The sequence below is a fragment of the Aeromonas sp. 602658 genome (assembly GCF_049173005.1).
GTDB classification, from domain to species: domain Bacteria; phylum Pseudomonadota; class Gammaproteobacteria; order Enterobacterales; family Aeromonadaceae; genus Aeromonas; species Aeromonas veronii_A.
Genome location: NZ_JAAKRF010000021.1, coordinates 42655 through 61051, shown reverse-complemented (window position 1 = coordinate 61051; position 18397 = coordinate 42655). Strand labels below are relative to the sequence as shown.

19 protein-coding genes are annotated in these 18397 nt (G+C 61.9%); 13 read left to right on the top strand and 6 right to left on the bottom strand.

All coding sequences use genetic code 11. The features are described 5' to 3' along the window. The 8 genes from G5253_RS14585 to G5253_RS14550 form a co-directional block, all read left to right on the top strand. Nucleotides 1-537, top strand: a 537-nt coding sequence (locus G5253_RS14585; protein WP_421203611.1) for an ABC transporter permease, incomplete at its 5' end; no start/stop codon positions are given. A gap of 29 nt (nucleotides 538-566) precedes the next feature. Continuing rightward, nucleotides 567-1997: a gamma-aminobutyraldehyde dehydrogenase gene (locus G5253_RS14580; RefSeq protein WP_040069353.1), complete on the top strand. Its 1431-nt coding sequence runs from the start codon at nucleotides 567-569 to the stop codon at nucleotides 1995-1997. 153 nt (nucleotides 1998-2150) lie between these two features. Then, nucleotides 2151-2945, top strand: coding sequence for a phenylalanine 4-monooxygenase (gene phhA / locus G5253_RS14575; RefSeq protein ID WP_266134813.1), 795 nt, complete (start codon nucleotides 2151-2153; stop codon nucleotides 2943-2945). A 63-nt stretch (nucleotides 2946-3008) separates the two neighbouring features. Then, on the top strand, nucleotides 3009-3347 hold the full coding sequence (locus G5253_RS14570) for a 4a-hydroxytetrahydrobiopterin dehydratase (RefSeq protein WP_042052889.1): 339 nt from the start codon (nucleotides 3009-3011) through the stop codon (nucleotides 3345-3347). A 148-nt stretch (nucleotides 3348-3495) separates the two neighbouring features. Then, nucleotides 3496-5043 (top strand): transcriptional regulator TyrR, encoded by a 1548-nt coding sequence (gene tyrR, locus G5253_RS14565; RefSeq protein ID WP_005333656.1) that lies wholly within the window; start codon nucleotides 3496-3498, stop codon nucleotides 5041-5043. Between the two features lie 188 nt (nucleotides 5044-5231). Beyond that, nucleotides 5232-5789, top strand: coding sequence for a YfiR family protein (locus G5253_RS14560; RefSeq protein ID WP_216978930.1), 558 nt, complete (start codon nucleotides 5232-5234; stop codon nucleotides 5787-5789). Further along, nucleotides 5786-7027, top strand: coding sequence for a diguanylate cyclase domain-containing protein (locus G5253_RS14555; protein WP_266134814.1), 1242 nt, complete (start codon nucleotides 5786-5788; stop codon nucleotides 7025-7027). Before G5253_RS14560 ends, G5253_RS14555 begins: the two co-directional genes overlap by 4 nt. A gap of 25 nt (nucleotides 7028-7052) precedes the next feature. Continuing rightward, entirely contained in the window at nucleotides 7053-7541 is a 489-nt protein-coding gene (locus tag G5253_RS14550) for an OmpA family protein (RefSeq protein ID WP_227342665.1), read from the top strand. A gap of 72 nt (nucleotides 7542-7613) precedes the next feature. Here G5253_RS14550 and G5253_RS14545 read toward each other — a convergent pair whose 3' ends face one another. Next, entirely contained in the window at nucleotides 7614-8342 is a 729-nt protein-coding gene (locus G5253_RS14545; protein ID WP_266134815.1) for a TerC family protein, read from the bottom strand. Between the two features lie 120 nt (nucleotides 8343-8462). Here G5253_RS14545 and G5253_RS14540 point away from each other — a divergent pair, with 120 nt between their 5' ends. The 3 genes from G5253_RS14540 (at nucleotide 8463) to G5253_RS14530 (ending at nucleotide 11719) form a co-directional block, all read left to right on the top strand. After that, complete coding sequence (locus G5253_RS14540) at nucleotides 8463-9578, top strand: ATP-NAD kinase family protein (RefSeq protein WP_266134816.1); 1116 nt, start codon at nucleotides 8463-8465, stop codon at nucleotides 9576-9578. Nucleotides 9579-9677: 99 nt separating this feature from the next. After that, nucleotides 9678-9956, top strand: a complete 279-nt coding sequence (locus G5253_RS14535; protein ID WP_005333639.1) for a YfcL family protein — start codon at nucleotides 9678-9680, stop codon at nucleotides 9954-9956. A 98-nt stretch (nucleotides 9957-10054) separates the two neighbouring features. Beyond that, nucleotides 10055-11719, top strand: coding sequence for an AMP-binding protein (locus G5253_RS14530; protein ID WP_005333638.1), 1665 nt, complete (start codon nucleotides 10055-10057; stop codon nucleotides 11717-11719). Nucleotides 11720-11828: 109 nt separating this feature from the next. Here the strand turns inward: G5253_RS14530 and G5253_RS14525 are convergent, their stop codons facing one another. After that, nucleotides 11829-12992 (bottom strand): trans-sulfuration enzyme family protein, encoded by a 1164-nt coding sequence (locus G5253_RS14525; RefSeq protein WP_266134817.1) that lies wholly within the window; start codon nucleotides 12990-12992, stop codon nucleotides 11829-11831. A gap of 127 nt (nucleotides 12993-13119) precedes the next feature. Next, entirely contained in the window at nucleotides 13120-14157 is a 1038-nt protein-coding gene (locus G5253_RS14520) for an isopenicillin N synthase family dioxygenase (protein ID WP_266134818.1), read from the bottom strand. Between the two features lie 122 nt (nucleotides 14158-14279). Between G5253_RS14520 and G5253_RS14515 the strand changes: the two genes are divergently transcribed. Next, nucleotides 14280-14474, top strand: coding sequence for a hypothetical protein (locus tag G5253_RS14515; protein ID WP_421203607.1), 195 nt, complete (start codon nucleotides 14280-14282; stop codon nucleotides 14472-14474). Nucleotides 14475-14598: 124 nt separating this feature from the next. Here the strand turns inward: G5253_RS14515 and G5253_RS14510 are convergent, their stop codons facing one another. Continuing rightward, nucleotides 14599-15240 (bottom strand): NAD(P)-dependent oxidoreductase, encoded by a 642-nt coding sequence (locus tag G5253_RS14510; protein WP_266134820.1) that lies wholly within the window; start codon nucleotides 15238-15240, stop codon nucleotides 14599-14601. Nucleotides 15241-15341: 101 nt separating this feature from the next. Between G5253_RS14510 and G5253_RS14505 the strand changes: the two genes are divergently transcribed. Continuing rightward, a complete protein-coding gene (locus G5253_RS14505; RefSeq protein ID WP_266134821.1) occupies nucleotides 15342-16226 on the top strand; it encodes a LysR family transcriptional regulator in 885 nt (294 codons plus the stop codon). Nucleotides 16227-16254: 28 nt separating this feature from the next. Here the strand turns inward: G5253_RS14505 and G5253_RS14500 are convergent, their stop codons facing one another. Together G5253_RS14500 and G5253_RS14495 are read right to left on the bottom strand one after the other, a co-directional pair. Continuing rightward, nucleotides 16255-17481, bottom strand: coding sequence for a CynX/NimT family MFS transporter (locus G5253_RS14500; RefSeq protein WP_266134822.1), 1227 nt, complete (start codon nucleotides 17479-17481; stop codon nucleotides 16255-16257). Further along, the gene (locus G5253_RS14495) at nucleotides 17478-18377 is read right to left on the bottom strand and encodes a pirin family protein (RefSeq protein ID WP_266134823.1); all 900 of its coding nucleotides are present in this window, start codon (nucleotides 18375-18377) and stop codon (nucleotides 17478-17480) included. Before G5253_RS14495 ends, G5253_RS14500 begins: the two co-directional genes overlap by 4 nt. Nucleotides 18378-18397 lie beyond the last annotated feature (20 nt).

Below are 18397 nucleotides of genomic sequence, written 5' to 3'. Positions count from 1 at the left end.
GCCCGCAGCCGCTTCTTCGGTCAGGAGGTGGTGTCGCTGTTGCTGGTGCTGCCCATCGCGCTGCCCGGTATCGTCACCGGTATCGCGCTGCGCTCGGCCTACGGCCTGATGGAGATCCCGTTCAGCTTCTGGACCATCGTTATCGGCCACGCCACCTTCTGTGTGGTGGTGGTCTACAACAATGCGCTGGCCCGTTTTCGCCGCACCAACCAGAGCCTCATCGAGGCGTCGATGGATCTCGGGGCCGACGGCTTCCAGACCCTGCGCTACGTGATCCTGCCCAATCTGGCCACGGCGCTGCTGGCGGGGGGCATGCTGGCCTTTGCCCTGAGTTTTGACGAAGTGATCGTTACTACCTTCACTGCGGGCCAGCAGACCACGCTGCCCATCTGGATGTATCAGGAGCTGATCCGTCCCCGAGACAGGCCGGTCACCAACGTGGTGGCCCTCATCATAGTGGCCTTCACCACTATCCCCATTTTGCTTGCCTACTACCTTACTCGCGACACCCATGATGTCGCTGGCAGTGGCAAATGATGACTCAACGCGTGCGCAAGGATGCAACCATGAAACTCTCTACCCAACTCTTGATTGATGGCCAGTTTGTGACCGGCGAGGGGCAGGCCGAACCCATTCTCAACCCGGCCAACGGCGAACAGATCGCCGCCGTGCCCGAAGCCTCGTTCGAACAGGTGAACCGGGCGGTGAACGGTGCCCAGCGCGCCTTCGCCCAGTGGAGCCGCACCACCCCGGCAAGCCGCAGCAACCTGCTGCTGCGTCTGGCGGATCTCGTCGAGCGCCACGCCGAGGAGTTTGCGGCGCTGGAATCCCTCAACTGCGGCAAACCTTATCTGGCGGTGCTCAACGACGAGCTGCCCGCGGTGGTGGACTGCTTCCGCTTCTTTGCCGGGGCGGCCCGCTGCCTGCAAGGGCCGCTGGCGGGGGAGTATCTCGAGGGGCACACCAGCATGATCCGCCGCGACCCCATTGGTGTTGTGGGCAGTATCGCCCCCTGGAACTACCCGCTGATGATGGCGGCCTGGAAGATGGCGCCGGTGCTGGCGGCGGGCAATACGGTGGTGCTCAAACCCTCCGAGCAGACCCCGCTCACCGCTTTGCGGCTTGCCGAACTGGCCAGCGAGATCTTCCCCCGCGGCGTTATCAACGTCATCTGCGGGCGGGGCGAGAGTGTAGGGGCGCCGCTGGTGGAGCACCCGCTGGTGCGGATGGTGTCGCTCACCGGCGATATCGCCACCGGCCAGAAGATCCTGCAGAGCGCCGCCCGCACCATGAAGCGCACCCACCTTGAGCTGGGGGGCAAGGCGCCGGTGATCATCTTCGACGATGCGGATCTGGAGGCGGTGGTGGCGGGCATTCGCACCTTCGGTTTCTATAACGCCGGCCAGGACTGCACCGCCGCCTGCCGTATCTATGCCCAGGGCAAGATCTACGACAAGTTTGTCGCCGCCATGACCGATGCGGTGGCCTCCATCAAGGTGGGAAGCCAGTACGAGGAGGGGGTGGAGATGGGGCCGCTTATCTCGGACAGACAGCGCAACCGGGTCGCCAGCTTTGTCGAGCGGGCCCAGAGCAGCGGTCATGTGGAGGTGACGGCGGGGGGCAAGATCCGTCCCGGCAACGGCTTCTTCTTCGAGCCGACCCTGATTGTCGGGGCCCGGCAGGAGGATGAGATCGTGCGCCGCGAGGTGTTTGGCCCCGTGGTGTCGGTGACCCGTTTCAACGATGCCGAGCAGGTGGTGCAGTGGGCCAACGACTCGGACTATGGCCTCGCCTCGTCGGTCTGGACCAAAGATCTGAGCCTCGCCAGCAAGGTGGCCAGCCACCTGCAATATGGTTGCACCTGGATCAATACCCACTTCATGCTCACTTCCGAGATGCCCCACGGCGGCATGAAGATGTCGGGCTACGGCAAGGATCTCTCCCTCTATGCGCTGGAGGATTACACGGTGCCGCGCCATATCATGGTCAAGCTGTAGTGGGGATTGGTTAGCGGGTTGTCACAATTTGTTTACAACTATTTCAGGCAGCCGACTCATGGGTCGGCTGCTTTTTTTGTTGCCATTTCGTTACAGTGAAACCGTGATGAAACGGCAAGGCGCCTTGATGTGGCGCCAGAGGATGGAACCGCTATGGCAACCTTCTACACCGCCCACCAGCCGGATGCTGACGGGGTGATCCACTACAGCAACGAGGAGCATGGCACCTGGCAGATCCTGATCGAACGCCAGTTCGCCGCCCTCGATGGCAAGGGGTGTAACGAATATCTGGCCGGTCTCGACAGACTGGGGCTGCCCCGTGATCGCATCCCCCAGCTGGCCGAGATCAACGCCGTCTTGCAGCCTGCGACCGGCTGGTCGGTGGCGGCGGTGCCCGCGCTTATCTCGTTCGATCGCTTCTTCGCCCTGCTGGCCAATCGCCAGTTTCCGGTGGCCACCTTTATCCGGCGCCGGGACGAGCTCGACTACCTGCAAGAGCCGGATATCTTTCACGAGATCTTCGGCCACTGCGCCATGCTGACCAATCCGGCCTTTGCCCACTTCACCCACCTCTACGGTCAGTTGGGGCAGCAGGCGAGCAAGGAGCAGCGGGTTTTTCTGGCGCGGCTCTACTGGTTCACCGTGGAGTTTGGCCTCTTGGCGACACCTGACGGGCTGCGTATCTACGGTGGCGGCATTCTCTCCTCCATCGGCGAGACAGCTTATGCCCTTTCCGGCAAGCCGCTGCTGCAACCCTTCGATCTACTGACTATGCTGCGCACCCCGTATCGCATCGACATCATGCAGCCCACCTATTTTGTGCTGCCGAGTCTCGATCATCTCTACCAGCTGACCGGGGAGGAGATCATGGCTGCTCTGGCCGAGGCCAGTCGGCTTGGCCTCTATCCGCCACGTTTTGAGGTTGCCGCTGGCAAACAGGCGAGCTGACCAAAAGCAAACAACCCTATTTCATTTTCATTAATTTTTCATTAATTCAAGCAGGAGTAACCCATGTCCGAACTGGCCAGCCAACAGTGTGAAGCGTGTCGCGCCGATGCCCCCAAGGTGAGCGATGAGGAGCTGCGCGAGCTGATGCAGCTTATTCCCGACTGGCAGCCGCTGGTGGAGGAGGGGGCGCTGCAACTGCGACGGGAATTTACGTTTCGCAACTTCAAGGAGGCGCTGGCCTTTACCAACCGCCTGGGCGAGCTGGCGGAGGCGGAGTTCCACCATCCGGCCATTCTGACCGAGTGGGGTAAGGTGACCGTCAGCTGGTGGACCCACAAGATCGGCGGATTACACCGCAACGACTTCATCATGGCGGCGCGTACCGATCAGTTGCTCCGGTAATGGCGCCCCACACCAGCGTCATCGGTTGACCCGGGCCTGCCTGCGAAAGCGGGGCGGGCCCGCATTTTTATGGGCCGGCGCTCGCACTGGGGGGATCGAGACTGTATTATCCGCTCATTCATAGAGTTAGCTAGGAAGTGTGTCCCGAATGCGTCTTGAAGTCAGCTGTGAAGACCGCCTGGGCCTGACCCGGGAACTGCTCGACCGCCTGGTGGAGCACAATATCGATCTGCGCGGCATCGAAATCGATACCTCAGGCATCATCTATCTCAACTTTCCCGAGCTGGAGTTCAGTGATTTTCAGCACCTGATGCCGGAGATCCGCCGCATTCCCGGCGTCTACGACGTCAAGACCATCCCTTACATGCCTTCCGAGCGAGAGCACCACGAAATCGAGGCGCTGCTCAAGGCGCTGCCGGACCTGGTCTTCTCCCTCGACAGCAAGGGCAAGGTGACCCAGGCCAACCAGTCGGCCCTCACCACCCTCGGCTTGCCGGTGGAGGAGGTGCGCGGCGTGGCGCTCGGTTCGCTGGTTAAGGGTTTCTCCTTCACCCGCTGGCTGGAGGCGAGCGAGATCAAGCCGCAGACCTGCAAGCTCAGTTTCAATGGCGAAGAGTATCTGGCAGATCTGATGCCGCTGTTCGTGGCAGAAGCCCGCGGCAAGCAGGCGCTGGCTGGTGCCGTGGTGGTGCTCAAATCTGCCCGTCGGGTCGGCCTGCACTTCAGCGCGCTTCATGCGGTGGAAGTGGGGGGCTTCGAGCATCTGCAGGCCGAGAGCCCCAAGATGAAAGAGGTACTGTCGCAAGCGCGAAAACTGGCGATGCAGGACGCGCCGCTGCTGATTGTCGGTGAGACCGGTACCGGCAAGGAGCTGCTGGCCCGTGCCTGTCACGGTGCCAGCCTGCGCTCCAGCCACCCCTTTATGGCCCTCAACTGCGCCGCCATGCCCGATAACGTGGCCGAGAGCGAGCTGTTTGGTTATGCCCCCGGCGCCTTTGGCAACAACACCGAGGGCAAGCGCGGCGTGCTGGAGCTGGCGAGCGGCGGCACCCTGATGCTGGACGAGATCGGCGACATGTCTCCCCATCTGCAGACCAAGTTCCTGCGGGTGTTGCAGGATGGGGTGTTCCGCCGGGTCGGTGACGAGCAGGAGGTGAAGGTCAACGTGCGTTTCATCTGCACCACCCAGAAGCAGTTGCTGGATCTGGTGCACGAAGGAACCTTCCGCGAGGATCTCTACTACCGTCTCAACGTGCTCAGTCTGGCGCTGCCCCCCCTGCGCGAGCGCAAGGCAGACATCATGGTGCTGGCCCAGCAGTTTGTCTCCCGCTTTGCCAGCGAGTTGCAGCGACCCCGTCCGCGCTTTACCCGCAACATGGCAGACTACCTGACCGCCTATCGCTGGCCGGGCAACGTGCGTCAGCTGCGCAACTGTCTCTACCGTGCCATGACCCTGCTGGAAGGGGATGAACTGGGGCCCGAGCAGATCGACCTGCCGGTGGCGGCCGATACCATGCCGCTGATCGACGAGTGGTTTGAGGGAAACCTCGACGATGCGGTGAAGCGCTTCGAGAGCCAGCTGCTGGCCCGGCTCTATCCCGCCTTCCCGTCGACCCGTCAGCTGGCCAAACGCCTGGGTGTGTCGCATACCGCCATCGCCAACAAGCTGCGGGAATATGGCATCAGCAAGAAGTAAGTTGTTCCGGATGCCAGCCAACAGAGAGCCCGTCACCAGACGGGCTCTCTGTTTTCTTTACACGGCTTCCGGGCGGGAGGGTTTCGGGAGACTTGTCAGGCCAGTGTCCACCAACTTACTATCTGGATACATGTACCCGAACCGCTATGCCACTGCAGCGGTGTTGTCAAGGCTGCCACTTCCCGATCATGCTGTTACTCTTTTCTCCCCGTTTCGCCGCTCGCCTGGCGCCCTTGCTGTTAGGGTTTGGTCTGCTGTTGCCTCACGCGCTGGCGGAAACGGCCGCAGAGAGCCGGGCGACGGCGGTCAGGGAGCTGGTGCTCGATATCCTGAGTTACACTCGCTGGCCCACCGAGCCTGCGGTGCTGCGCCTATGTGTGGCGGCGCCGACGGAGTATGCCGGAGCCCTCTTTACCATCGATCGTCAGGCCAATGGCCGTGCCGTGCAGGTCAATCGCTACGACGCGAGTGATCCGGCCATCAGTGATAATTGCGATGTGCTCTATCTCGGCGTCGTCGACGAGCCGACCCGGATTGCGTTGTTTGCGCGCTTGCAGGGTCATTCAGTGCTCAGCATCAGCGAATACAACCACGACTGTTCCACCAGCTCGGTGTTCTGCCTGCAGACCTCGCCGGACAGCGTGCGAGTGCGGTTTAAAGTGAACCTCGATGCCCTGGCCCTGAGCGGCGTACGAGTACATCCCGCTGTGCTCAAGCTGGCCCGTGCCGACAAGGGGGTCCCATGAGACGACAGGTCAGCGCGGATCCCCGTCGTCCGACCCTACGTCAGAGCCTGGGGCGAACCCATCTGGTGGCCGCCATCACGGCCGTCAGCGTGGCGGGACTCTTTTTTACTCTGATTGCCTTGCTGGTAGTACGCTTCTACGCCGATCACAATCTGGAGCTGGTGGCCCGCGCAATCAGCTACAGCGCCGAGGCGGCGGTGGTGTTCCACGATGAAGAGGCAGCGAGCGAGGCGCTTGGCGGTATTGTCGCCCATGAGGAGGTGGCCGAAGCCAGTATCGTGCTGGCCAATGGTCAACAGCTCGCTAAATGGGTTCGTCCCGTCAGCAATCCACTGGCCACAGTCGAAGATTATCTTGCCCGCCTGCTGTTACCGGGGCCGGTCACCTATCCCATGCTGCGGGGAGGTGATCAGATTGCCACCATAGAGCTGCGCGGTCATGGCGAGTATCTGTTGCTGTTCTTGCTCTCGGTGCTGCTGGTGATGGTGATTTGCCTGGTGTTGAGTGTGATGGGCGCCTTCTATGTCGCCGGGCGGATGCAGGTCGCGATCACCTCGCCACTGCGACAACTGGCACAGGTCGCCCACTCGGTGCGTCGACAACGCACTCTGGGGATGCGGGCGCCACCGGCCGATATCGTCGAGCTCAATGAACTGGGAGAGGATTTCAACGCCCTGCTGGATGAGCTGCAAGCCTGGCAGGCTCATCAGGCGCGGGAGAACGCCAGTCTGCTCCACCAGGCGACCCATGATGCGTTGACCGGGTTGCCCAACCGGGCGTTATTCGAAGCTCGCCTCGAGCATGCCATTGGCGAGGTAAGCGAGGGGGGGGCCCCGTTCGCCCTGCTTTATCTCGATTGCGATCGTTTCAAACAGATTAACGACACCCTGGGGCACAACGCCGGTGACGATGTGCTGGTGACCCTCTCCCGGCGGGTACAGCATCAGCTGCGCCCCGGAGATCTGGTCTGCCGGCTGGGGGGGGATGAGTTCGCCATACTGCTGACACCTGTGCATCTGGGGCAGGATGTGGAAGAGGTGATCGACCGCATTCAGCAGGCGATGAGTGATCCTGTGGTATTGCGGGATGGACAGCAACTGGTGGCAGGGATCAGCATCGGTTTTGCCATCCATCAACCCGGGACCCGCGCCAGCGAGCTGTGCGAGCTGGCAGACAAAGCCATGTATTTGGCAAAACGTACACGCCGTGAGGAGGTTGAGGCCGCCAAATCGGCGTGAGTCAAGGTGTAAAGGAGTCATAACAATGAAACTATCCCTCTCCATCAAGGCTGTCGTGCTGGGCCTGTTGTTCTCTCTGCTGGCGGGTTGTCAGAGCACCCCCAGGGGGTTGACCCCGGAACAGCTGGCAGTATTGAAGGAGCAAGGTTTCTATCTGACCGATGAGGGCTGGACACTGGATCTGGCCAACCGGGTGCTGTTTGCCAACAATGTGGGTGAACTCAATCCGCAGACCCGGCTGATAGTGGAAAAACTGGGCAAGGCCCTGCTTGGGGTCGGGCTCGACAAGGCGAGGGTGGATGGCCATACCGACAATACGGGCGAGAGCAGCTACAACCAGCAGCTCTCTCTGAAACGAGCCCAATCGGTGGCAGATGTGCTGATCTCGGTGGGGATGATGCCCGCCAATCTTGAGATCCGTGGCCGCGGTGAGACGGCCCCGGTTGCGGACAACAAGAGCGCAGCCGGACGAGCAGAAAACCGCCGGGTTGCCATTGTGATTGCCAACCAGTGATCTCTATCCGGCAGCATGCCGTGTGCATAACAAAAGAGCGCCCCGAGAGGCGCTCTTTTTGATCCGGCGACACTACTTCCCTGTGTCGACCTCGCTGTGCTTGCGCAAGCGGATGTTGATCATCTCCACCACCAGCGAGAAGGCCATGGCGAAGTAGATGTAGCCTTTCGGTATGTGCAGATCCATCCCCTCGGCCATCAGGGCGAAACCGACCAGGGTGAGGAAGGAGAGGGCCAGCATCTTGATGGTGGGGTGGCTGTCGACGAAATCACCGATGGATTTGGCGGCAAACATCATGATGAAGACGGCGATCATGATGGCCAGCACCATCACCGGCACGTGATCGGCCATACCGACTGCGGTGATCACCGAGTCGAGGCTGAACACGATATCGAGGATGGCGATCTGGATCAGGGTGCTGATAAAGCCCGAGGCCGCTTTGCTGACGCTCTCCGGCTCGGCCGCCCCTTCCAGGGTGACGTGGATCTCGTGAGCACTCTTGCCGATGAGGAACAGGCCCCCCAGCAGCAGGATCAGATCGCGGCCGGAGATGGCTTCACCCAGCACGGTGAAGAGCGGATCGGTGAGGCGCATCACCCAGGCCAGCGAGAGCAGCAGCAGGATCCGGGTACCCATGGCGAGCCCCAGACCCAGAATACGCGCTTTTTGGCGCTGAGCCTCCGGCAGGCGACCTACCAGGATGGAGATAAAGATGATGTTGTCGATGCCCAGCACGATTTCGAGCAGGGTAAGGGTAGCGAGAGCGACCCAGGCGGAGGGATCAAGAACCCATTCCAGCATGATTGAACCTTGATTGAACATTGGTTGGAAAATTGAAGATGCGAATTCTAGCAGGGGTGCCACTGCTTGTCCCAGAGGGGCGAAAAGATAAAAATGGGGGCCATCGCAAGGGAGGCAGGCATGTTTCGATTAGGGTTCATTATTAATCCGGTCGCCGGGATTGGCGGCGCAGTGGGGCTCAAGGGCAGTGACGGTGTGGTTGCCGAGGCGCTGGCCCGTGGCGCTGTGCCCAAGGCGCAGGAGCGGGCGCGGCAAGCCTTGTTGCCACTGTGCGAGCTGAGCGTCCCGTTTGAACTGCTGACGGTAGCAGGAGAGATGGGGGAGACGGTGGCCCGCGAGCTGGGGTTGCCCTGTCGGGTCATCTATCAACCGGTCGGGGAGAGCACCTCGGCCGGTGATACCCGCCACGCTGCCGAGTTGATGCGCGAAGCCGGGGTCGATCTGCTGCTGTTTGCCGGTGGCGATGGCACGGCGCGGGATATCTGCGCCGCGGTGGGGGAGTCCTGCCATGTGCTCGGCATTCCCGCGGGGTGCAAGATCCACTCCGGCGTCTACGGGGTGACGCCCGCTGCCAGCGGGCGGGTGGTGGCGCGGATGATCGCAGGGGAACTGCTCAGCCTGATCGATGCCGAGGTGCGCGACATCGACGAGGAGGCGTTTCGCGCGGGCAAGGTGCGGGCCCGCCACTACGGCCAGCTGAAGGTGCCCGGTGATCTGCGTTATGTACAGGCGGTAAAACAGGGGGGCAAGGAGTCCGAAGAGCTGGTGTTGGCTGATCTCGCCGCCGGTGTGGTGGAGCAGATGGAGCCCGATACCCTCTATCTGATGGGCTCCGGCAGCACGGTGGCAGCCTGTATGGCAGAGCTCGGTCTGGAAAATACTTTGCTCGGTGTGGATCTGGTGGAAAATGGCCGACTTATCGGGCAGGATCTCAGCGCCGCCGAGATCCTGACCCGGATCCGCGGCCGTCGCTGCCGACTGATCATTACCCTGATAGGCGGACAGGGACATCTGTTCGGGCGCGGAAATCAGCAATTGAGTCCTGAGGTGATTCGGTGTGTCGGGCTGGACAATATCCAGGTGCTGGCAACCAAAGCCAAGCTTGCCGCCCTTGCGGGCAGGCCGCTGCTGGTGGACACCGATGATCCGCAATTAAACCGGGCGTTGCGTGGTTATCTGCGAATAACCACGGGATACAAGGATCAGGTCATCTACCCGGTGGCCAACCCGGAATAGGACGCCAAGGACGCTGCTGGCCTGGCGCCAGAGAGCTGCAATCAACCGGATTGCGGTTCCATACTCCCGAATTTTTTGCCGCAAATGAGGCTGCGTTACATGACGATTCACGATTTTGAGCACAAGTTGTTGGGACTGATCGACAGCATGGTTGCCACCGCGACCGACGATGAGCTGTTTGCGGGGGGTTACCTGCGAGGTCATATCTCATTGGCCGTTGCCCGGGCCGAGCTGGAAGGCAAGACCCTGGTGCGGGACGTCAAGAGCTATGTGCTGCGCAGCCTCAACGAGGCGATCTTGCAAGGTGAGCTATCTGAAGAGGATGAAAAACTGGTGCAGGCGATGTGGAGTCGTTTGCAACAAGATGCAGAAGCTTGATCGGATACACAATTCAAACTGAAGTTTGAGTTTATCCTTCCCCTGAAGTTAGTGAAAGGTTAATAATAAGTTTCGCCTTTTGTTTCAGGGATTAAACTATGGCCTCCTCCTCACGCATTGCCAATAAACTGCCGCTCGAGATGCTCTATCACTGGGAGCGGCAGTGTCCTGATCGAACCTACCTGCGTCAAACCATCAACCGCGAATATGTCGATTTCACCTGGGGTGAAGTGGCCGATGAAGCGCGGCGGATGGTGACGGCCTTGCGTCACCTCGGTCTGGTGGCCGGTGACAAGGTGGCGCTGCTCTCCAAGAACTGCGCCCAGTGGTTTATCGCCGATCTGGCGATGCAGATGGGGCAGTATGTGAGCGTGCCCATCTACCCGACTGCCAACGTCGATACCATCGAATATGTGCTGCGCCACAGCGAAGCCAAGGCGATCTTCGTCGGCAAGCTGGATGACTGGAAGAGTCAGGAGGCTGGCGTACCCGCCGATCTGCTGCGCATCGCCTTCCCCTATGACACCATGCCGGCCAGCCACCAGTGGGATGACCTGCTGGAGGCGCACGAGCCGATCCCTGACAGCCCGGTGCAGGCCCCTGACTCCCTGCTGAGTCTGGTCTACACCTCCGGCAGTACCGGCAAGCCGAAAGGGGCCATGCTGAGCGTCGAGCGCTACGCCTGGTCGTGCGAGAAGCTGGTGGAGACGGTGAGCCTGAGCCAGGCCGATCGGGGCTTCTCCTACCTGCCGCTGGCCCATATTACCGAGCGGGTCTACATCTATGGCGGCAGTCTCTATGGCGGCGCTACCATCGCGTTCCCCGAATCCCTCGACACCTTTATCGAAGATGTCAAACGCTGCCGTCCCACCGTCTTTATCTCGGTGCCGCGGCTGTGGGCCATGTTCCGCATCAAGATCCACGAGAAGCTGCCCCAGAACAAACTGGCGTTGCTGCTCAAGATCCCGCTCATCTCCGGCCTTATCAAACGCAAGCTGCAAAAGGGGTTGGGACTGGATCAGGCCCGGGTACTCGGCTGCGGCTCCGCGCCTGTCTCCCCTGCGCTGCTTGAGTGGTATCTGAGCATCGGCCTCAAGGTGACGGAAGCCTGGGGCATGACCGAGAACCACGCCTACTCCACCATCAACTACCCATTCCGCGCCGACAAGATCGGCACCGTCGGCAAGGCGGGGATCGGAGTGACCATCAAGATCTCCGACGAGGGGGAGATCCTCTGCCGCTGCGAAGGGATGATGCTGGGTTACTACAAGGATCCCGAGCACAGCGCCGAGGCCATCGATGCCGAGGGGTGGCTCCACACCGGCGACATGGGCAAGCTGGACAAGGAGGGTTATCTCACCATCACCGGCCGGATGAAGGATGTGTTCAAGACCGCCAAGGGCAAGTATGTGGCGCCTGTGCCCATCGAGGGGCTGCTGGGGCAGGAGCCCATCATCGAACAGCTCTGCGTGATTGGTTACGGCATGCCCCAGCCCATTGCACTGGTGCAGCTGGCCGAGAGCGCCATGAAGGGAAATCGGGAGGAGGTCAACGCCAGACTGGAAGCGGCGCGGGTTCGGGTCAACGATCAGCTGGAATCCCACGCCAAGATCCGCGGCATTCTGGTAGTGAAAACCCCCTGGAATATCGAGAACGGTGTGCTGACTCCCACCATGAAGATCAAGCGTCACCTGCTGGAGCAAAAGTACGCCCAGGTCGGGGATCGCTGGCCCTCATCCCAAGTGGTGGTGTGGGAGGAGTAAATCCCGTCTTTCCATAGCGCACCAAACAACAACGGCCCTTGATGGGCCGTTGTTGTGTTTGGGGCATTTTACTCGCCGCTGTTTTGTCGGCGAGTAAAAGCGCGCCCGGTTAGATCTGCGCCAGCGCGGCGGCCAGATCGGCGATCAGATCGTCCGCATCTTCCACCCCGATGCTGAAGCGGATGAGGTCGTCGTTGACCCCGGCGGCGAGGCGGCTTGCCTCGTCCATGGCGGCGTGAGTGGTGCTGGCCGGATGGCAGGCAAGACTCTCCAAATCGCCCAGACTCACCGCCTGCACGAATAGCTGCAGGTTATCGAGCAGGGTGGCGCAGCGCTTAAACCCGCCTTCCAGCTCAATACTCACCATGCCGCCAAAGCCGCTGGCGAAGGCGCCGAGGGCATCGTGGCCCGGATGGCTGGCAAGCCCCGGGTAGATCACCTTCTTCACCGCCGGATGTGCCGCCAGAAACTCGGCCACTTTCTGGGCATTGTGCAGGTGGGCATCCATCCGCAGCGGCAGGGTCTTGACCCCGCGTTGCAGCAGGTAGGCCTCCTGCGGGCCGATGGGGGAGCCGATATGCTTGAGGGCCACGGTGCGGATCGACTTCATCAGGGCGTGAGAGCCCGCCACCACCCCGGCGATGATGTCGCCGTGGCCGCCCAGATATTTGGTGCCGCTGTGCATCACTACATCGACCCCGAGTTCCAGCGGACGCAGCAGGTAGGGGGTGAGGAAGGTGTTGTCACATACCGTAATGGCGCCCACCTTGCGGGCCGCTTCCACCACCAGCCGCGGATCCACCACCTTGAGGGTGGGGTTGGTCAGGGTTTCGAACAGTACCACCTTGGTAGCAGGGCGGATGTTGGCCAGCAGATCGCGATCGCTCTCGTAGGCGGTGACCTTGATGCCGGCGCGGCTGAAGGTCTGCTTGAGGAAGGCATCGGTGCCGCCGTAGAGCGGGCCGATATAGGCCACCTCATCGCCGCTGTCGGCCAGGGCATACATGATGGCGCTCACCGCCGCCATGCCGCTCGCCACCACCAGCGCTTCGTCGGCCCCTTCCAGCGCCGCCAGTTTCTGCTCCAGCTCGGCGGTGGTGGGGTTGCCAAAGCGACTGTAGATAAAGCCGGGGGCTTGACCTGCAAAGCGGTCCTTGCCCGCCTGGGCGTTGAAGTAGCTGAAGGTGCTGCTCTGGTAGAGCGGGGTGGTGAGGGCGCCGGTCTGTGGGTCGATCCGCTGGCCGCTGTGTACGCTCATGGTCTTGAATTTCATCGTGTTGCTCCGTGATGGCCAGGCTCTGGCCATGACTTGTTTTGTTGCTTGTTGTTCGTTGTCAGGGCGGGTATATCCATGCTGCTTGTGGTTTATGCATATACCCGCCGGCGGATCTCTGCGCTGCTCAGGCCGGTATCGCTTCGCTCTCTGTGCGCGGGAGGCGAGCGGGTTCCCCATAGTGGCGGGCCGCCACATCCGGGTGGGAGCGCAGCCGCCCTTTCAGCACGTTCTCCCCCACCTGATTAAAGAGCGGGTTGGTCGGGTCACTCTCCGGCCCTTGCGCCTGCGCTGCCAGTTCGGGGGAGAGGCTGAGCAGTGGCACGGTGGCATCGAGCCGCGCCGCCATAAAGAAGGCGCAAGAGAGGCGCGATACGCCGGACGGCGGGCTCACCACCCGATGCAGGGTCGCCTTGAGATAGCCGTTGGAGGCCAGCTCCAGCAGCTCGCCGATATTGACCACCAGCGCTCCCGGCAGGGGGGGCGCGGAGATCCAGCCGTCGGCCGTCTCGACCTCAAGCCCCGAGTGATTGTCCTGCATCACCAGCGTCAGGTAGCCGGGATCCTTGTGGGCGCCGACCCCCTGACTGCTGCCACCTGCCTCTTGCCCCGGGTAGTGAATCAGCTTCATGTGCTGGTAGGGGGCGCCGCGAATACTGTCGTCAAACACGTTGGCCGGTTGCTCCAGCACCTCGGCGAAGGCCGCGAGCAGGGTGAGGGTGATATCGCTCAGCCGCTCCTGCCACGCCAGTAGATGGGCTTTCATCTCTGGCAGGGCGCTTGGCCACTGGTTGGGGCCGATCAGCCGCTGCCAGGGTTCACGGATCAAGGCCGCAGGCAGGGCTTGCGCCTCGTTCATGATATCGAACTGCTCCCGCAGGTCCGGCCGCGCTCGGGTGAGCTCGGCACCGACCCGGTTATAGCCACGAAAGTGGGGGCTGTTGACCATCTGCACTGCCAACTTCTCCTGCTCCGGTAGGGCAAAGAAGCGCTCAGCCAGCGCCAGAGTCTCTCGCTGCTCGGTGTCACTCAGGCCATGTCCTGTCAGATAGAAAAAGCCGACGTCGCGGGCGGCCGCGGCCAGCCGGGCCAGCATAGGGCGACGCACCTCGGGTGCCCCGTTGAGGGCAGCCAGATCGATGATCGGCAGTGGTGAATGTTCCATGTGCACCTCCTCACTCTTTCGTTATCTCTGGCGCCATCTCTTCTGCTGCCTCTGGTGCGGGCAGGTCTGATAAGCGGCAAACGGGATGGCGCGACAGTGTGGCGCCATCTGGAATGAAGGGGATGCTACTGTTCGGTGTTATAAGACGGAAACAACAAATTATTCTTAGTTATATACAAAATTCGAAATGGAATTCGGCTCCTGATGGGCTGACGGGTTTTTGCGCAGCAATTAAGGGCGGAATGGGAAATGATGAGAGGGAGAGTGATAACCAGAGGCAAGCTGCAACCGGTAAAAATGACCAAAACAGAAAATGACCAAAACAGAAAATGGCCAAAACAGAAGGGAGGCGGATGCCTCCCTTCTGGTTGAGCGGTTTTTTACCTGACCGAAAGCACAGGCGAGTGACCGCGTATTCTGGCCTTAACCGCCTGCTGGCTCTCAGTAACCCAGGGTAAAGCGCTGGCGCTGGTGAGCCGGTTTTTCCACCTCGTTTAGCACGCCATCGGCCAGATCACCGGCGGTGATCCCGGCAGGCTGTTCGCCGCTAAAGAGCACCTGATCGCCACCAATCCGATAGCCGCCGCGCTTCTCGCCCGGTTCGAGGAACACCGGGGGAGAGACAAAGCGCCAGTCGAGGGTGGTTTCACGACGCAGGGCGGTGAGACCGTCGCGGGCCGCCAGCGCCCCCTGTTTCCACTCGGCCGGAAACTCAGGGGTATCCACCAGTTGCACGCCGGGGGCAACCTCCAGACTGCCGGCGCCACCTACTACCAGCAGCCAGCTGTTGGCCGCTTTGGCAGCTGCGACAATCGCGTTGGCCCCTTTGAGGTAGTGGTCGTAGATATCATCCGGTGTGGTCCAGCCCGGGTTGTAGGCGCTGATCACCCGATCGTGCCCCTTGAGCACCTCGGCCAATGCCTGCGGGTTTTGGGCATCCACCGCCACGGCGGTGACCTGCGGATGGGCGGCCACCTTGCTGACATCGCGGACGATGGCGGTGACGTGATGGCCGCGGCTGATGGCCTCGTTCAGGATGGCTGAACCGACAAAACCGCTGGCACCGATCAGGGCAATCTTCATGGGGAACTCTCCTTCACTGTTGGAATGGGGCTATCCTACGCCGCCATTTATGATTTAATAATCACCTCAAAAATGCATTCACTTATAAGCTGGATTTAATAATGGAACAGCTCAGACGTTACGCCATCTTCGCCGCCGTGGTGGAAGCGGGCAGCATGACAGGGGCGGCCAAATCCCTTGGCATGACCCCCTCTGCCGTCAGTCAGCATATCAGCCAGCTGGAGAGCCTGCTCGGGCTGCCCCTGCTCCATCGCTCCACCCGTCGCCTCAGTCTGACCGAGGCGGGAGAGGTGGTATGGCAAGGGTGCCGGGCGTTGCAGCAGACCCTGAGCGAGACCGAGTTGCGCCTCTCGGAGGTGCGCGACGCCCTGCTCGGTGAAGTGCGGATCACCGCCCCGGTGGGGATGGCGGGCCAGCCGTTGGCACTGGCCCTCTCGCCGCTGCTGCAGGCCCACCCCGGCCTCACCATCCAGATCATCGCCGACGACGAGAAACGGGATCTGATTGCCGAGCGGATCGACGTGGCATTGCGGGTTGGCAGTTTGCCTGACTCGACCCTGGTGGCCCGCAAACTGGGGCAAACCCGGATGCTGCTCTGCGCCGCCCCCGCCTATCTGGCGCGCAAGGGGACGCCGCGCATGCCCGCCGATCTGGCCACCCACGACTGGCTCTGTGGCGACATGCTGGGCAACGGTTTGCTGCTGCAGGATGAAAAGGGGGGCGAGCACAGGGTGAGGTTCAAGGCCAAGGTGCTCTGCAACAACGTGTTGCCCATGCGCCAGTTTGCGCTGGCGGGGCAGGGTATCTCGCTGCAACCGGAGGGGGAGATTGGCGAGGATCTGGCGCAGGGGCGTCTGCTCGAACTGCTGCCCGGTTTTCGGGTGGCGCCGATGGAGATCCACGCCATCACGCCGCAGCGGGAGATCCCGGAGAAGGTTCGGCGGGTGGTGGAGGCGCTACGCAGCTACTTCGCAGGCACTTCCTGACACATATCAATGCAGCTTGGCCTAGCTGTCAGTTGGGCTCTTGCCCGCCAATGGGCTGGCGGCGCCACAGATAGAGTCCGATTGCCAGCAGCAAGCCGCCCAGAAAGAGCCAGCGAGCGCTCCCCCATTGGCCGTTGTCCGTCATCAGGGCCGCCAGCAACAGGGGGCCAAGCAGCTGACCGAGGTTGGCGAGCTGGACAAAAAATCCCTGCACGATGGCCAGTTGTACCGGCCCCTGACTCACTCCCTGCGCAGACGAGAGGATAGCCGGCGGCGCCATGCCACCCGAAAGGGAGAGGACGAGGCACAATCCATAGGCCCACCACGGCGACAGGCCGGGCCAGAAGGCGAGCATGCCGCACAGCGCCATCAGACCCAGTGCCCAGCTGATGAGCCGGTCTCGCGCTACGCCCCGGCGCAGCAGCCATGCCCCCATCAGGTTGCCGGGAATATTGGCGACCACCGCCAGCGCCGAAAGCAGGGCGATCTGGCTTTGGCCAATCCCGGGGCTGCCTTGCAACATGGTTGGCAGCCAGACAAAGAGCGCCCAGAGCATCAGGCTGTAGAGCGTGAACGCCAACCCGTAGCGCCAGAGTGCCTTCTGCCGGAGCACCGTGAGCTGGCGCAGCGGGTGGCCCGAGTTGATCGAGTTTTGGGGTGCCCAGACCCGCAGTTTATCTGCTGAGCGACTGGCGAGCAGAAGCAGCAGGGCAGAGAGTTGCGGGATCATCAGGAGCAGCCAGGCCAGCCGCCAGCCACCTTGCGCCGTGAGCCAGGGGGTGAGCAGCATACCCGCCGCCGCCCCGAGAGGCAGGTTGACCGCCCACAGGCTCAAGGCCAGCCGTTTATCCTCCTCCCGGGTCACCGCCACGATAAAGGCGGGCATAGCCACCGAGACCAGCAAAAAGCCAATCCCCTCGACAATGCGCGACAGCAGCATCATGGCCAGCCCGGTGGCGGGCAGCGCCAACGCACCGCCTGTGACGATAACCAAAAGCCCGACAACCCCGGTTTGCCGCCCACTCCAGCGGGTCAGCAACAGGCCGAGAAAGAGACTGCAGAGGATCGCCAGCGTATTGAAAGCTGAGGCGAGATAGCTGGCTTCAACCAGTGTCAGCCCCAGCTCGTTGCGCAGTATGCCGAGTACGGCGGGCACTTTGCCAAGGCAGAGGGCGCCGCTGGCACCGGCAAAAATGGCGAGGAAGACCAGAGGCCAGCGCGTGCTTTGTGGCTGGTGGCCAGCGAGCGTGCTCATGGCCGATATTGGCCGTTGCGCAGCCACTCATCGTTGAGCTGACCAAATTCGCCGCGCTGATAGGCATGCAGCCGATCTGCAATGGCGTCGTGGCTGTTCATGACGAAGGGGCCATGTTTGACCAGGGGTTCATTGAGCGCCTGGCCTGAGAGCAGCACGAAGTGGCAGCGCTCGGTGGCCTCCAGTTGCAGAGCCACCGCCTCGCCGCCATCGGCAGGCAGGCTGACACCCATCCCGTGACCTGCCGGGATGAAGTGCCGCTCTCCCTCCGCCTGCAGGGTCAGCGATCCGGTCAGGGGATAGATCATGGCATTCCAGCCTGCCGCCAGCAGATGGGTGAAGCGGTTGCCGGGCGCGCAATGGCCATCGAGCAGGGTAAAGGGTTGGGGCAGTTCTACCGAGTGTGGTGCCGTTATCCCGTTGCTGTGGCCTGCGACCACCCGTACTCGCACCCCTTCGTCATGAAACTCGGGGATGGTGGCAGCGGCTGCGTGGATGGCAAAAGGCGACGCCATCTTCTGACGGGCAGGCAGGTTGACGAAGATTTGCAGGGCGTGGACATAGGGCGATGCCCCTTCCGGCTGCTCGGTATGCACGGCCCCGCGCCCGGCCGCCAGCCAGTGGAGCGCCCCCGGTTCGATGGGGCCCTGATTGCCGAGGGAGTCGTAGTTGACGTGGGGGCTCGTCGAATCCTCGAACAGATAGGTGACGGCAGAGATCCCGGCGTGGGGATGGGGCTCGAAGGTGGGGGCGGTCATCTGGAAGTGATCCACCATCACCACGGGGTCTATCAGACCGTTGAAAAAGTGTTCGCCAAAATGGCTGGCTTCAAAGCCGCTGCCAATGCGCAGCGGTTGGCCCTTGACGGGGGCGGAGAGAGTCAGGCGTCTGGTCATCGATATAACCTCTTGAAGAC